The sequence below is a fragment of the Nocardiopsis sp. CNZ308 genome (assembly GCF_004217075.1).
This window is the reverse complement of the sequence record NZ_SHKJ01000001.1, coordinates 501808-517562: the sequence shown is the minus strand read 5'-3', so window position 1 is coordinate 517562 and position 15755 is coordinate 501808. Positions and strand designations below refer to the sequence as shown.

Genomic DNA, 15755 nt, shown 5'->3' with positions numbered 1-15755 from the left:
CTGACAGGATCGGCGCATGACTGAACAGAGCACGTCCGCGGACGCGGACATCGCCGGGCTGTCCGTCGCCGTCCTGGGCGGAACCGGGGACCAGGGCCGGGGCCTGGCCCGCCGCCTCGCCCTGGCGGGGCACACCGTCCACCTCGGCTCGCGCAGCGCCGAGCGCGCCGACAAGGCCGCCCGGGAACTGGTGGAGGCCGAGGCCGCCCCGATCGACGTGCGCGGCCTGGACAACGCCTCGGCCGCCGCCGCGGGCGACGTCGTCATCGTCGCCGTGCCCTGGGACGGCCACCGGGAGCTGCTGGAGCAGCTGGCCGCTCCGCTGGCGGGCAAGATCGTCGTGGACTGCGTCAACCCCCTCGGCTTCGACAAGAAGGGCCCCTTCGCCCTCGACGTCGCCGAGGGCAGCGCCGCCCAGCAGGCCGCCGAGGTGCTGCCCGACAGCCGTGTCACGGCCGCCTTCCACCACGTGTCCGCCGTGGTGCTGCTGGACCCCGAGGTCGAGGAGGTGGACCTCGACGTCCTGGTGCTGGGCGAGGACCGCGGGGCCACCGACGTGGTGCGCGCCCTGGCCGAGCGGATCCCGGGGGTGCGCGGCGTCTTCGGCGGCCGCCTGCGCAACGCCCACCAGGTCGAGGCCCTGACCGCCAACCTCATCGCGGTGAACCGCCGCTACAAGACCCACGCGGGCATCCGCATCACCGGGCTGTAGTCCCCGGAGCCGCGGCCCCCGAGCGACCCGGCCCCGCGGGAGGGCGTCGGACCCGACCGGCTCCGGGTCGCCCGGTGCTCCCGCCCGCGCACGCGCACGGACGAGGAGGTCGAGGAGGCCACCGCGGATTCGCCGGTGCTCCCGCACGCGCACGGCGCCGGTCCCCGCCGCGGGGACCGGCGCCGTGCGCGCCGTGCGCGTTCAGCCGCAGTAGGTCGCGCGCTCCTCGTCGGTCATGGGCCGCGTGGACTGGGTGACGGTGCTGCCCTGGTCCTTGGCCGGTCCCTCGGCGGTGAAGGGGGCGTACCAGACGTAGTGGCCCCACTCGCGGTCGGGGAAGTGCAGCTCGTAGGTGCCGTGCACGCGCTGCATCCGGGGCCCGTAGTACACGCGGGCCACCTCGCCCGGCTGGGCGACGACCTGTGTGCGCTGGCTCTGGGTGTGCGACGAGCTCCACTCGTGGCCGTAGGAGACGCTGAAGCTCTGCTTGAAGACCGCGCCGAAGGTCGCCGTCATGGACAGGTTCACGCTGTTGGACTCGCCCGTGGTCTCGGACCACTCCACCATGGACATCTGCTCGTGGCCGGTGCAGTTGTAGACCGGGGAGCCGACCGGCTCGGAGGTGTTCTGGAAGTACTCCGGCTGGCCGGAGGGGTGGAACTCGCACACGTCGGTGCCCTCACCGCACCGCTCCAGCAGCTCGCGGACCGTCGGGTTCCGCTCGTGGTCGGCCGCGGCCGGCGCGGGGGTGAGCGCCAGGACGGCCGCCAGGCCCGCCGCGGCGCCCGCTGCGAGGGTTCTCATCGCTCCGCCTTCCGTGGGGGTCGGGCTTTCGTGGGGATCGGGGTCACGGGCACGCGGCCCGCTCGGCGTCGGTCATCGGCCGCACGTTCTGCGTGACGGCGTCGTCGGGGGAGTCGGGGACGGGCCCCTCCACCGTGAAGGGGGCGTACCAGACGTAGTGGCCCCACTCGCGGTCGGGGAAGTGCAGCTCGTAGGTGCCGTGGACGCGCTGCATCCGCGGCTGCCGCTCGACCCAGCCCACCTCTCCGGGGGCGGTGTTGACGTAGGTGGTCTGCGTCTCGGTGTGCGAGGTGGTCCAGGTGTGTTCGAACGACTGCTCGTAGGACACCGAGAAGACCTCGCCGAACCCGGCCTCGGTGGTCAGGGTCAGGCCGACGCTGTTGCTCTGGGACGTGGTGTCGGACCAGATCACCGCCATGTCCTGGCGCCCGGAGGTGCAGTTGAACACCTCCGAGCCCACCACGCGGCTCGGGGCGGCGAAGAGCTCGGGCTCGCCACCGGGGTGGAACTCGCAGACGTCGGTCTCCACGCCGCACAGCTCCAGCAGCTCGCGCACGCTGGGGGCGCCCTCGTGATCGGCGCGGGCGGCGGTCGGGGGCGCGGCGACCGCGCCCGCCACGGCGACGGCGGCGGCGCAGAGCACGGTGGACGTGCGTCGCATGTGGTTTCTCCCTTCGAGCGGGGGCGGGGGTCCGGTCAGCCCAGGGTGGTGGAGACGGCGCGGTCGTTCATGTGGTCGCCCACGTAGTTCGTGTTCTCGCGGTAGGGGCCGTCGCGGTCGCCGGTCCCGTCCGGACCGGAGTGCAGCCACAGGGCGCAGGTGGCCCAGGGCTGGGCCGAGGAGATCAGGTTCTGCCAGTCGGCGGGGAAGGTGAACCAGAACTCGGTGTCGTCGCCTCCGGTGCACAGGCCGTCGCCGTACAGGGTGAACGTGGCCCCGCCGAAGTCCTCGTGCTCGAAGTAGGTGCCGATGATGACCCCGGAGGCGGCCGCCCGGAGGGAGGCGCCGCCCCCCTCCAGGGCGCGTTCCTGCTCCTCCAGGGTCCGGCCGGTCTCCTCCTCCGCGGCCCTGAGCGCCGCGTCGAAGGAGGCGAAGCAGCGCTCCTGGCCGCTGCCGGTGTCGCTGATGCAGTGCCGCTCGCTCGCGGCGGCGGGTGACGCCGTGACCGTCGCGGCCAGGGCCGCGGCCGCGGACGCCGCGACGAGGGCGGCGGCCCGTGGCCGCCGGTGCGGTGAGGTCATGCCTTCTCCGTGGTGTTGGGGGTGTCGCTTAACGCAGGTTAACAAAACTGTTCGGGGTGAATTGACTACCCTTGGTGAGGGAATGGCCGTGCGGTGGTTCTTCGGCCGCTGAGGAATCTTTTCTCCGTCGAATACCGGACGGGCGTCGGTTCTTATCGATTTTCGTCCGGTGGTGGGTTGTTTGCCGGGCCCCGTTCCGGCCCGGCGGGCGCCGTGCCCCCGACCTGGGGCGGAGGAGGGTCCTCGGGGCGGGAGCGCCTGTGCGTGGAGCGAGGCCCCCCGGGCAGGCGGGTCGGAGTGGGGTTTCCTTGTGTGGCGTGCATCACGTACATGTTTTCGATGATCCCGGGGGCGTCACTCCGGGTGTTCGTCCTCGGCGGGGCGGAGTGGGAAACACACGCGGCGGGGGCGGGCGGGGCCCGCGCCCGCGAGCCGCGTTCACGCGGTTCCGCGTTCCTCCGGTCTCCCCTCCCCGCCTCCGTCCCTTTCCGGAGGCGATGTGGGAACGCGGGGTGGCACGTGTGTTCCCATGGTTTTCCGTGACACTCCGGAACCGGAGCGCTCGGGACGAACGGCGGCGGCCCCGCACCCGGGAGGGGTGCGGGGCCGCCGTCAGGACCCGGGGGAGGGGTCAGGACACCCACTCCTTGACCTTGCCGACCAGGGCGGCCGGGTTCTCACCCACGGGGGTCACGTTGAGCTGGGTCACCCCGGCGGCCCGGAAGGCCTCCACGCGCTCGCGCACGTAGGACTCCGGGCCGACCATGTTGGTCAGCTCCACGAACTCCTCGGGCACGGCGGCCGCGGCCTCGTCCCTCTTCCCCGCCAGGTACAGGTCCTGGACCTTCTCGGCGGCCTCCTCGTAGCCGTAGCGGCGGGCGACCGTGTTGTAGAAGTTCTTCCCCTTGGCGCCCATGCCGCCGACGTACAGGGCGATCATCGGCCGTACGAGGTCTAGCAGCTTCTTGGTGTCCTCGCCCTCGCCGATGGCGAGCAGACCGCCCGCGGAGACCTCCAACCCGCCCAGGGAGGGGTCGCGCCTGGCCCTGCCCTCGGCCAGCGCCTCGCCCCACACCCTGTCGGCCTTCTCGGGGATGAACAGGTGCGGGAGCCAGCCGTCGGCGATCTCCGCGGTCAGCGCCACGTTCTTCACGCCCAGGGAGGCCACGTAGACGGGGATCCGGGGGCGCACGGGGTGGTTGATGATCTTGAGCGGCCTGCCGAGGCCGGTCCCCCTCTCCGGGGGCAGCGGCAGCTGGAAGACGGTGCCGTCGTGGGTGAGGCGGTCCTCGCGCGCCCAGACCTTGCGGCAGATCTCGATGGTCTCGCGGGTGCGGGCGAGCGGCTTGACGTAGGGGACGCCGTGGAAGCCCTCGACGACCTGCGGGCCGCTGGCGCCCAATCCGAGGATGGCCCGCCCGCCGGACAGGTCGTCCAGCCCGGCGGCGGTCATCGCGATGAGCGTGGGGGTGCGGGTGTACAGCGGCAGGATCGCCGAGCCGATGGCCACGGTCTCGGTGCGGGCGGCGATGTAGCCCATCAGGGTGGGGCTGTCGAACCCGTAGGCCTCGGCGACCCACACGGTGTCGAGACCGGCCTTCTCCAGTTCGACCACCTGGTCGACGGAGGCCTTGGGGTCGCCCGCGTACTGGAGCGGCATCGAGACGCGCATCTGTCCTCCCGGGAGGGCCGGACCCCCGGCCCGTCGGCGCTGGGTACGGTGCGACTCTACTCCCGAGTACGGTTCGGTCTGTTGCCCGGCTCACGTACCACGGGCCCCCGGCGCCGCACCGCCGGTCGGGCGGACCCGACCGGCGGCGCTCACCGGCGTCCGGAGAGGGGAGGGCTCACCCCGCCCCTCAACCGGCGTAGGAGTGGCGCTCCTCGGGGAACGCCCCGTTGACGACCTCGTCGGCGTAGGCCGAGGCCGCCTCGCGCAGCGTCTCGTGCAGGTTGGCGTAGGTCTTGACGAACTTGGCCACCTTCGGGCTCAGCCCGGCCATGTCCTGCCACACCAGCACCTGGGCGTCCGTGGACGGACCGGCGCCGATGCCCACGGTCGGGACGGACAGCTGCTCGGTCACCTGCGCGGCCAGCTCGGCGGGCACGCACTCCAGCACGACCGCGAACGCGCCCGCGCGCTCCATCTCCTTGGCGTCCTTGAGCAGTCCGGCCGCGGCCTCGCCGCGGCCCTGCACCCGGTAGCCGCCCAGGGTGTTCACCGACTGGGGCGTCAGGCCCAGGTGCGCCATCACCGGCACGCCCGCCGAGACCAGCAGCTCCACCTGGGGGACCACCGCGTGGCCGCCCTCCAGCTTCACCGCCTGGGCCCCGCCCTCCTTCATGAACCGCGAGGCCGCCTCCAGCGCCTGCTGGGGAGAGGCCTGGTAGGAGCCGAACGGCAGGTCGGCCACGACGAGCGCCCGCCGGGTGGAGCGGGACACCGCCGCGGTCAGCGGGAGGAGTTCGTCCACCGTCACCGGGACGGTGGTGTCGTAGCCGTAGACGACGTTGGCCGCCGAGTCGCCGACCAGCAGGACCGGGATCCCGGCCTCGTCGAAGACCCGCGCGGTGAGCGCGTCGTAGGCGGTCAGCATCGGCCAGCGCTCGCCGCGCCCCTTGGCGGCGGCCAGGTCGCGGATGGTGACGCGTCGGCTGGTGACCCCGCCGTACAGGGTGTTTCCTGTCGGGGCCCCGGTCGGGGCGAGGGGCTTTCCTGTGGTGCTCATGTGCTATCCCTCCGTTGTCTCGAAGCACCTCGCGGGTGTCTCCGGACATGTGGACGAATGGTGTTGTCGCGCTCGCGCGCTGGGCGGCCGAGGGGGCCGCGGGCGGTCCGAGGGGGACCGGGCGGGTGCGGGAGGAGGCGGGAACCGGCGTACGCGGACGACCGGGCGCGGCCACCGCACGCAAGCATCATCGCATGCCCGCTCCGCACCTCTCCGCACCGGCTACAACCCGGTCCGACGGTCGGATGTTTCCCGACGGGAACGCTTCCCCTTTCCGCCGGGAGCGGCCCGTGCCCCCGCCGGAACCGTCTCGCAGGCGGCCGACCTCCTCCCGCCGGAACCGGTGCGAACACGGCCGACACACCGTTCGCGGCCCCCCGAAGCGCGCGGTCGGCGCGGTTCGCGGGTACGGTCCGATCGGCGTGAGTTTCGGTGGGCCCCGGCGGTGGAGGTGGGTTGGTGGACGCGCAGACGGCGTACCGGCGCAGGTGGGGCGGGCTGGCGGTCCTGATCATCTGCCTGCTGGTGATCGTGGCCGACAACACGATCCTCAACGTGGCGCTGCGTGTGCTGTCCGACCCCGAGCGGGGCCTGGGCGCCAGCCAGTCGCAGCTGGCCTGGGCGATCAACTCCTACACGCTGGTCTTCGCGGGCCTGCTGTTCACCTTCGGCGTGCTCGGCGACCGGTGGGGGCGCCGCCGCATGATCGTGGTGGGGCTGACGGTGTTCGGCGCGGCCTCGGCGCTGTCAGCCTACTCCCAGACCCCCGAACAGCTCATCCTGGCCCGCGCGGTCATGGGGTTCGGCGCCTCCATGGTGACGCCGCAGACCCTGTCGATCATTGCGAACGTCTTCCCGCCCGAGCAGCGCGCACGCGCCATCGGGATCTGGGCGGGCGCGGTCGGGCTGGCGATGGCCATCGGCCCCTCGGCGGGCGGGCTGCTGCTGGAGAACTTCTGGTGGGGGTCGATCTTCCTCGTCAACGTGCCCTTCGTGGCGCTGGGCCTGGCGCTGGTGTTCTTCCTGATCCCCGAGTCGCGCGACGCCGACCCCGGCAGGCTGGACGTGCTGGGGGTGCTGCTGTCCGTCCCCGGCCTGGTCCTGCTCATCTACGGCATCATCACCGCGGGCGAACGGGCCTCCCTGGCGGACTGGGACGTGTACGGCGCGCTCATCGGCGGTGTGGTGGTGCTGGTGCTCTTCCTGGTGCACGAGTCGCGCGCGCCCAACCCCTCCCTGGACGTGCGCTTCTTCCGCGACCCGCGGTTCAGCGTCTCCGTGGCCACCATCATGCTGCTGTTCTTCAGCATGTCCGGGATCATCTTCTTCCTGAGCTTCTACTGGCAGAGCGTCCGCGAGTTCTCCCCGTTCGTCGCGGGCCTGCTGGTGCTGCCCGCCGCGCTGGGGCAGATGATCATGGCGCCGCTCAGCCCGACGCTCGTGCGCTGGGCGGGGCCGCGCGTGGTCGCCGCGGTCGGCGTGCTGGGCGTGTGCTCCAGCTTCCTCTTCTTCACCCAGCTCGAACCGGACACGCCGCTGCCGCTGATCGTCGGGTTCTTCTTCCTCCAGGCCGGTGCGATGGCCGTGGTCCTGACCCCCGCCACCGACGCGATCATGTCGTCGGTGCCGCCGGGCAGGGCCGGAGCCGCCTCCGCCGTGCAGAACACGGTCCGGCAGGTGGCCACGGCGATGGGCGTCGCGATCCTGGGCGCGGTCATCTCCTTCCGGTACCGGGCGGGGATCACCCCCACCCTGGAGGAGGTCGCCGACGAGGGCTCGACGGGTGTGACGGACCAGCGGCTGCGGTCGGCGGGGGAGTCGATCGAGGGCACCCTGGCGCTGGCCCGGAGCCTGGGGGAGCGGGGGAGGGTCCTGGTGGAGCCCGCCAAGGAGGCGTTCATGTCGGGGCTGCACACGGCGGCGACGGTGTCGCTGTGCTTCGGGGTGGTCGGGCTGGTCGTGATCCTGATCTGGATGCCGCGCGAGACCGGGCGCCACCGGCCCCTGGACGCCGAGGACGACGGCGGCCCCTCCGCGGGGACCGCGCCCGTCCCCGGCCGGGGGGAGCGGTGACCGGGGCCGGTCCCCTACGTTGAACACATGCGCCTGACCGCCTTCACCGACGTCTCCCTGCGCCTGGTCATGCGGCTCGCGGTCGCGGACGAGGGAGAACTCCTCACCACCAGGGCCGTCGCCGGGATGCTCTCCGTGCCCTACACGCACATGGCCAAGGCCGTGGCGCGGCTGTCCGACATGGGACTGGTGGAGGCGCGGCGCGGCCGCAACGGCGGGCTGCTCCTGACCGAGAGCGGGCGGCGGGCCTCGGTCGGGTCGATCGTGCGCGAGCTGGAGGGCGCGGGGGAGCTCGCGGGGTGCGAGGACGATCCGCCCTGCCCGTTGCGCGCCGCCTGCCGCCTGCGCGGCGCCCTGCGCGAGGCGCACGAGGCGTTCTACACCTCGCTCGACGGCGTCAGCGTGGAGTCCCTGGTGTCCCCGCCCACGCGTGACGCGCTGACCCTGCTGCGTCCGTAGGGCCCGCGGCGGCGCTCCGTGGCCGGCGGCCCTTCGGCCCGGTGGTCGGTTGGTCCGGTCGTCCGGTCGTCCGGTCGTCCGGTAGTTCGGCAGTCCTCCAGGCCGCCGGGCTGCCCGCGCCTGACCGTTCCCACCTGGCTTCTTCGCGCGGGAACGACCCCGGAGGAGGGGGCCGCGGAGGCGGATTTAATATGCATTTCAGATACCAGTTTTCGCTCCGAGGCACCCTCTCCGAAGTGAGGTCGCATGCTCTCCACCGAGTCAGCCGCCACCGTCCGGGCCACGGTCCCCGCCGTGGCCGGAGCCCTGGACACCATCACCGCCCGCTTCTACGACACGATGCTCGGCGAGCGCCCCGAACTCCTCGACGGCCTGTTCAACCGGGGCAACCAGGCCTCGGGCGAACAGCGCAGGGCCCTGGCCGGGGCGATCGCCGCCTTCGCCACCCTCCTCCTGGAGCGCCCGGACGAGCGCCCCGACGCCCTCCTCTCCCGCATCGCCCACAAGCACGTCTCCCTCGGGGTCACCGAGGACCAGTACGTCATCGTGCACAAGTACCTCTTCGACGCCATCGCCTCCACCCTCGGGGACGCGGCCACCCCCGCCGTCGTCAGGGCCTGGGACGAGGTCTACTGGCTCATGGCCGGAGCCCTCATCGCCCTGGAGGCCCGCCTGTACGCCGAGCGCGGGCACACCGGGCGCGGGGTCTGGCGCCCTTGGCGGGTCACGCGGCGCCGCCAGGAGACCCCCGACACCGCCTCCCTCACCCTCGAACCCGAGGACGGCGAACCGCTCCCCGCCTTCCTGCCCGGCCAGTACGTCAGCGTCCGCACCCGCATGCCCGACGGCGTCCGCCAGGCCCGCCAGTACTCGCTGACCGGCGGGGACGGCGAGTCCCGCCGCATCACCGTCAAGCGCCTGCGCGCGGTCGGGGCCGATCCGGCGGGGGAGGTCTCCACCCTGCTGCACGACACCGTCGTCCCGGGCGACGTCCTCATGGTCTCCACCCCCGCCGGTGACGTGACCCTGTCCGAGGGCGATCACCCCCTCGTGCTGGTCTCGGCCGGGATCGGCTGCACGCCGATGGTGGCCATGCTGAACCGGCTCGCCGAGCAGGGCGGCGACCGCAGGGTTGTGGTCCTGCACGCCGACCGCAGCCCGGGGGAGCACGCCCACCGTGAGGAGACCGCCGCCCTGGTCGGGGCGCTGCCCGGTGCGAGCGCCCGGACCTGGTACGAGGACGGTGTGGACGGGGGCGACGGCGTGGAGGCTGGCGAAGGCGGAGGCGGAGGCGGAGGTGGCGGCGGCGCTGAGGGCGGTGGGGGCGACGGTGGCACCGTCCGGGGGTTGATGGACCTGGACGGGGTGGACCTGCCCGAGGGCGCTGAGGTCTACCTGTGCGGGCCACTTCCGTTCATGCGCAGTGTGCGTGGCCAGCTGCTCGCCGCCGGGGTGCCCGCCCGCCGTATCCGCTACGAGGTGTTCGGCCCGGACCTGTGGCTGGGCGAGGACTGAGCGCTTGGGCGTGCTGTGAGGGGCGGAAGGGCGGGTGGGCTGTTCCTGCTTCCTTTCGACGTTCAGACCGCTGGTGGTGGCGGGGGCAGCGGCGCCAGCTGCCGCGTAGTGGTCTGGGAGGGTGACCAACGCTTGCTGTTCGCGCGTGGTGGGCCTTTGCTGCGGTGGCACCAAAGGCAGCGGGTGTCTGGGGGCGCCGTTCAACGCCCTAGCCGTTGGTGGTGGCGGGAGGTAGCGTCACCAGCTGCCGCGTAGTGGTGCGGAGGGCGGCCAACGGTCGGGGTTCGGGGGCGGCTGGGCTCTGCTGCGTTGGCGCCAAAGGCAGCGGGACTGTCGGGCCCCGGGCAGCGGTACCGGCCCCTGGGGCGGGGGCGGGCGACGGAGGCAGCGACCACGGTGAGCGCGGGGCCCGGGCCGCTTGCCGGGTGCGGGCATGCCGGGGCTCGGCGCGGCCCGGGGGTCTCATGTGCGGGGCGGTGGATCCGGATCCCTGTCGGGCGGATGGTCTCCTCCCCATCCCCGGTCCCGTCCTGGGTGGTGGTGTGGGTGTGTGCGGAGTTCGCGTTGGTACTTGGCCCGGTTGTGCGGCCCGCACAACGGTTGCAGATTAGCCACCACTGTGCGCCCACCCCGCGAGAAGGAGGTGACGTGGTCGGCTTGGCAGAGGGCGACCGGCACCTCACACCCTTGCGGGTGGGCGCAGGTGCTGTGCCCGTGGAAAGCGGCGGTGCGTTGGCGGGCTGAGGCCAGGCGGCGGCTGTGGCTCACGTCCAGCACCTGTCCGGTAGGTGGGGCGGTGAGCATCCGCACCACCTCAGAGTCAGCGGCGAGTTCGTGGACCAGCCCGACCGGAATCACCCGACCGTGCTCGTCCAACGCCGGAACCTCCTGACCCTGAGCGTCCAGGTAGGTCTGCACGGGCACCACGATGCGGATCTGCGCCAACGGAGCCGGAGTGTTGGTACATCCAGTGTGGGTGGTGGCAAAACGCAGCGCCGCGATAAGCGCGTCATGCTCACGCTGGGACCGAGACCGGGTGTCACCCTCCCCGGGCGGGGTGGTGAAGGTGTCGATGGCCGCACGCACGATCAACGCATCCCCAGAGCCGCCCCAGGCCTGCAACTGGTAGCTGCCCTGGAAGGTGTCATGCACGACCAGGCCACGGGCGGCGTGAGCAGCTTCGTGGTCACGGTCCAGGCGGTGGGGGTCCAAACGGTAAGCGACCTGGCGGGCCACCGACTGAAGCTGGTTGACCGACAACGCGGGCCGCTCCTGCTTGGCCGCCACCAGCGCCGCTTCGAACCCCTGCCGGTACTCCGCCTGATCGGGAAAATGGTCCTCATCGCGGGTCTGGACGGCCTTATCGGTGGCCTTGGCGATCGCCACCGCCTCACCCAAGGCCAGAGCACCCTCCTCCACCGCTTCCACCGTGGCAGGCAACGTCTCCTCGTGCACGTGCTGGGCCAGACGGGCCAAATCCTTGGCCTGAGCGGTAGGGACCTTGCACCGATGGGTGATCCACTTGTCCAGCGTGGAGTAACCGCTGTAGCGGGCCACCTCGCCGCGCGCGTACAAACGTGCCATCCGCGCGAGCGCCTGGTAGCGAAGTTGGTCCAGTTGGGCCCACAGCGCCGCGACCTCCTCGGCCGCACTCTCGTCGGCCCCGGGCGGCAGCTCGGCGTTCAACGCCTGGTGGATGACCTCGCGCGCACCGGCCAGCGCGGCCACGGCCGGGGAACATTCCCCGGGGGCCGCCTTGGGCGCTGCGATCATCATCTCCATACTTCTTATTATAGGCCAGCATCCGCCCTTTCTCCACTATTCACAGCCCCGAATTAGACGCCTTTCTTTCCGGGAGCTGATCTTGATTAAAGGGCCATAATTAAGGCGGGCTCAAAAGGTGTCCGAAAACGAGTGCCCAGAACGGGAACTCGCCATTGGTGTCACCGCCAGCCGCCCCAACCCCAGGGGCCGGGGCCGGTGCCCGAGGGTGGGGGGCCCTCTTGCCGTTGGTGCCGACGTCGCAGAGCCCGACCACCTCCACGCCCCGGGCGTTGGTCGCCCTCCGGTGGTCGCTCCCGCCTTTGGTGCCGCTGTTCGTCGGCCGCCTCCACCCCGACCCACCGCCAGCCGCTTGCCGAAGACCATTCCACTTCGCGGCAGCTGGCGCGCTTTCGTTGCTGCCAGCAACCCCCAGCAGGAATGGCGTAGGGGAGAGGCCTGTGGGCGGCCCCTCCCTGCCCCTCAATTATTTATCCCCGTTGGGCGAGGGGCGCTTAAGGGCATACCGAAACGCCCACTGGGTGGGATCCCCCCTATTTCCAGGAAACCATCACCACCCCACCCACGCCCACCCCCAACCCCCGCCTGTGGAAAACGTGGAAGCACGTGCGGGGGACGGGAGAGGGCTCCGGGAGGCGGACGGGACACGTTGTCCACAGGGGTCTGCGAGTGTCGCGGGAAAGTCGTAGGCTCAGGAGTCACCACCTGTCCACCGACCCTCCTGGGGGCACCCGAGCCATGGCCGACTCCTTCGCCCATCTGCACGTCCACACCGAGTACTCGATGCTCGACGGGGCCGCCAAACTCAAGCCCCTGTTCAAGGAGGCGGCGCGGTTGGGCATGCCCGCGGTCGCGATGACCGACCACGGCAACATGTTCGGGGCCTACGAGTTCTACCAGCAGTCCAAGGGCACCGGCGTCACCCCGATCATCGGCATCGAGGCCTACGTCGCACCCGAGTCGCGCTTCCACAAGAAGCGGGTCTTCTGGGGGCGGTCCAGCGGCTCCGACGACGCCTCGGCGGAGGGCGGCAAGGACATCTCCGGCGGCGGCCGCTACCTGCACATGACGATGCTGGCGCAGAACGAGAAGGGCCTGCGCAACCTGTTCCGGATGTCCTCGCTGGCGTCCATGGAGGGCTACTACATGAAGCCCCGCATGGACCTGGAACTGATGTCGGAGTACAGCGAGGGCATCATCGTCTCCACCGGCTGCCCCTCGGGCGGTGTGCAGACGCGGCTGCGGCTGGGCCAGGAGAAGGAGGCCGTCGCCTACGCGGCCGGGCTCCAGGACATCTTCGGCAAGGAGAACGTCTTCCTGGAGCTGATGGACCACGGCGTGCCCATCGAGAAGGAGGTCCGCGACGGCCTGCTCAGGGTCGGCCGGGAGCTGGACATCCCGCCGCTGGTGACCAACGACTCCCACTACGTGTACGAGTCCCAGGCCTCCGCGCACGACGCGCTGCTGGCGGTGGGCGTGGGCAAGAACCTGGACGACCCCACCCGGTTCCGGTTCAACGGGTCGGGCTACTACCTCAAGTCCGCGGAGGAGATGCGCGGCATCCTCAACTTCGAGGAGTGGGAGCAGGGGTGCAGGAACACCCTGCTGGTGGCCGAGCGCATCGATCCGGGCGCCTACGACGCGGTGTTCGCCCACCGCGACCTGATGCCGGTCTTCCCCGTGCCCGAGGGGGAGACCCAGGCCTCCTGGCTGGCCAAGGAGGTCGAGCGGCTCCTGCCCACCCGCTACCCGGACGGGATCAACGGCGAGATCCGCCAGCGGGTCGACTTCGAGCTCGGCATCATCAACGAGATGGGCTTCCCCGCCTACTTCCTCGTGGTCGCCGACATCTGCCAGTACGCGCGCAAGAACGGCATCGCGCTGGGCCCGGGGCGCGGCTCGGCGGCGGGGTCGATGATCGCCTACGTCCTGGGCATCACCGACCTGGACCCGCTGGAGCACGGGCTGCTGTTCGAGCGGTTCCTCAACCCCGAGCGCGTCACCATGCCCGATGTCGACCTGGACTTCGACGAGCGTCGGCGCGGGGAGATGATCGAGTACGTCACCCGCCTGTACGGCGCCGAGCGCGTCGCGCAGATCCTGACCTTCGGCACCATCAAGGCCAAGGCCGCGGTCAAGGACTCCACGCGCATCCTGGGCATGCCCTACTCGGTGGGCGACCAGATCACCAAGGCCTTCCCCGCCGCGGTCGGCGGCAAGGAGATCCCGCTGGAGGCGGTGACCAACACCGAGCACGAGCGCTACGGCGAGACCACCGAGCTGCGCAACCTCATCGACAACGACGCGCAGGTCGCCAAGGTGATGGAGACCGCGCGCGGTATCGAGGGCCTGACCCGCGGCACGGGCGTGCACGCCGCGGGCGTCATCCTGTCCAAGGAACCCCTGCTCGACGTCATCCCGCTGCACAAGCGCGACACCGACGGCGCCATCATCACGGGCTTTCCCTACCCTCAGTGCGAGGACATGGGCCTGCTCAAGATGGACTTCCTGGGCCTGCGCAACCTCACGATCATGGACGACGCGGTCAAGTCCATCAAGGAGGCCGAGGGGATCGACATCGACCTCGGCAAGCTCCCCCTGGACGACAGGAAGACCTACCAGCTCCTCTCGCGCGGCGACACCCTGGGCGTGTTCCAGCTGGACGGCGGCGCGATGCGCAACCTGCTCAAGCGCATGGAGCCCAAGAAGTTCGGCGACATCGCGGCCGTGCTGTCGCTGTACCGGCCCGGTCCGATGGCCGCGAACGCGCACAACGACTACGCCGACCGCTCGAACGGCCGCCAGGAGGTCACCCCGATCCACCCGGAGCTCAAGGACGCTCTGGAGCCGATCCTGGGGGAGACCTTCCACCTGCTCGTCTACCAGGAGCAGATCATGGCCATCGCCCAGCAGCTGGCCGGGTACACCCTGGGCGGCGCCGACCTGATGCGCCGCGCGATGGGCAAGAAGAAGAAGGAGGCCCTGGAGGAGGAGGAGGCCAAGTTCTTCCCCGGGGCCGAGGCCCGAGGCTTCTCCAAGGAGGCCACGCAGGCGCTGTGGGACGTCATGCTGCCCTTCGCCGGGTACGCGTTCAACAAGTCGCACGCCGCCGGGTACGCCCTGGTCTCCTACTGGACCGCCTACCTCAAGGCCAACCACCCCGCCGCCTACATGGCCGCGCTGCTGACCTCGGTCAGCGACGACAAGGACAAGATGGCGGTCTACCTGGCCGAGTGCCGGACCCAGGGCATCAAGGTGCTGCCCCCCGACGTCAACGAGTCGGGTCTGCGCTTCACCCCGGTGGGCAAGGACATCCGCTTCGGTATGGGCGCGGTCCGCAACGTCGGCGCCAACGTCGTCAACTCGATCATCAAGACCCGCACGGAGAAGGGCAAGTTCAGCTCCTTCACCGACTTCCTGTCCAAGATCGAGCTGGCGGCCTGCAACAAGCGCGTCATCGAGTCGCTGATCAAGGCGGGCGGCTTCGACTCGCTCGGCCAGCCCCGCCGTGAGCTGTACCGCCACCACGAGACGGCGGTGGACGGCATGATCAGCTCCAAGAAGCAGGAGGCGCACGGCCAGTTCGACCTGTTCGGCGGCGGTGACGACGGCGACTCCACCCCCATCGGCCTCAACATCAACTGGGGTGACGAGGAGTGGGACCGCAAGACCAAGCTGGCCTTCGAACGGGAGATGCTGGGCCTGTACGTCTCCAGCCACCCGCTGGCCGGTGCCGAGCGGGTGCTGGCCCGCTCGCGCGACACCTCCATCGCCCAGATCGTGGCGGGCGAGCTGGCCCGCGAACGCGGTGAGGTGCGCATCTCCGGCCTGATCTCCAAGGTGGACAAGCGCACCAACAAGGCGGGCAACCAGTGGGCGATCGCCACGGTCGAGGACCTGGACGCCTCGATGGAGGTGCTCTTCTTCCCCAAGACCTATCCGCTGTACGTGCAGGCCCTGTTGGAGGACACCGCGGTCACCGTCAAGGGCCGGCTCAACGACCGGGACGGCACGTGGTCGATGTTCGCCTCGGAGATGTCGATCCTGGACATCTCGCACGTCACCGAGGGGGAGCCCCCGGTGCTGCTGACGGTCGCGGAGGAGCGCCTCACCCCCGAGCTGGTGGGCGACCTGCGCCAGGTGCTGGCCACGCACAAGGGGGACACCCCCGTGCGGATCCGGGTGGACAACCCGGTCCGGTCGCGCGTCTACGCCGTGGACCGCTACTCGGTGCGGATCTCCCCGGAGTTCAACGGTGAGGTCAAGAGCCTGCTGGGGGCCTTCGCGGTCGACTACTGACCAGCGTCCCCAAGACCCCGCGGTCCCCGCGCGCCCTCGGGCGTGCGGGGACCTTTTTCGTGCCCGCTCTTGCCAGGACGAAGTTAGCGATATATCTTTGAGCTATCAGAACAGAGCAGGATAGTCGCTCTGTATCGCAC

11 protein-coding genes are annotated in these 15755 nt (G+C 71.0%); 5 read left to right on the top strand and 6 right to left on the bottom strand.

Features of this window, described 5'->3' with window-relative positions:
• Positions 1-16 precede the first annotated feature (16 nt).
• The gene (gene npdG, locus EV372_RS02210) at positions 17-712 is read left to right on the top strand and encodes an NADPH-dependent F420 reductase (protein WP_130394637.1); all 696 of its coding nucleotides are present in this window, start codon (positions 17-19) and stop codon (positions 710-712) included.
• Positions 713-913: 201 nt separating this feature from the next.
• Here the strand turns inward: npdG and EV372_RS02205 are convergent, their stop codons facing one another.
• From EV372_RS02205 to panB, 5 genes are all read right to left on the bottom strand, one after another.
• Positions 914-1516 carry a hypothetical protein gene (locus tag EV372_RS02205; protein ID WP_130394636.1) on the bottom strand — a complete coding sequence of 201 codons (603 nt, stop codon included), beginning with the start codon at positions 1514-1516 and terminating at the stop codon, positions 914-916.
• Between the two features lie 43 nt (positions 1517-1559).
• Positions 1560-2177 (bottom strand): hypothetical protein, encoded by a 618-nt coding sequence (locus EV372_RS02200; RefSeq protein WP_130394635.1) that lies wholly within the window; start codon positions 2175-2177, stop codon positions 1560-1562.
• Between the two features lie 35 nt (positions 2178-2212).
• Positions 2213-2758 carry a hypothetical protein gene (locus EV372_RS02195; RefSeq protein ID WP_130394634.1) on the bottom strand — a complete coding sequence of 182 codons (546 nt, stop codon included), beginning with the start codon at positions 2756-2758 and terminating at the stop codon, positions 2213-2215.
• A gap of 631 nt (positions 2759-3389) precedes the next feature.
• Positions 3390-4430, bottom strand: a complete 1041-nt coding sequence (locus tag EV372_RS02185) for an LLM class F420-dependent oxidoreductase (protein ID WP_130394632.1) — start codon at positions 4428-4430, stop codon at positions 3390-3392.
• Positions 4431-4617: 187 nt separating this feature from the next.
• Entirely contained in the window at positions 4618-5487 is an 870-nt protein-coding gene (gene panB, locus EV372_RS02180) for a 3-methyl-2-oxobutanoate hydroxymethyltransferase (protein WP_130394631.1), read from the bottom strand.
• A gap of 459 nt (positions 5488-5946) precedes the next feature.
• Here panB and EV372_RS02170 point away from each other — a divergent pair, with 459 nt between their 5' ends.
• From EV372_RS02170 to EV372_RS02160, 3 genes are all read left to right on the top strand, one after another.
• On the top strand, positions 5947-7560 hold the full coding sequence (locus tag EV372_RS02170) for an MFS transporter (RefSeq protein ID WP_486484086.1): 1614 nt from the start codon (positions 5947-5949) through the stop codon (positions 7558-7560).
• A gap of 27 nt (positions 7561-7587) precedes the next feature.
• Positions 7588-8019, top strand: coding sequence for an RrF2 family transcriptional regulator (locus EV372_RS02165; RefSeq protein ID WP_130394629.1), 432 nt, complete (start codon positions 7588-7590; stop codon positions 8017-8019).
• 246 nt (positions 8020-8265) lie between these two features.
• A complete protein-coding gene (locus tag EV372_RS02160) occupies positions 8266-9534 on the top strand; it encodes a globin domain-containing protein (RefSeq protein WP_130394628.1) in 1269 nt (422 codons plus the stop codon).
• A gap of 462 nt (positions 9535-9996) precedes the next feature.
• Here EV372_RS02160 and EV372_RS02155 read toward each other — a convergent pair whose 3' ends face one another.
• Positions 9997-11307, bottom strand: coding sequence for an HNH endonuclease signature motif containing protein (locus EV372_RS02155; RefSeq protein WP_130398711.1), 1311 nt, complete (start codon positions 11305-11307; stop codon positions 9997-9999).
• A gap of 747 nt (positions 11308-12054) precedes the next feature.
• On the opposite strand from EV372_RS02155, the gene dnaE reads away from it, so the two are divergent.
• A complete protein-coding gene (dnaE, locus tag EV372_RS02150) occupies positions 12055-15615 on the top strand; it encodes a DNA polymerase III subunit alpha (RefSeq protein WP_130394627.1) in 3561 nt (1186 codons plus the stop codon).
• Positions 15616-15755: the final 140 nt, after the last annotated feature.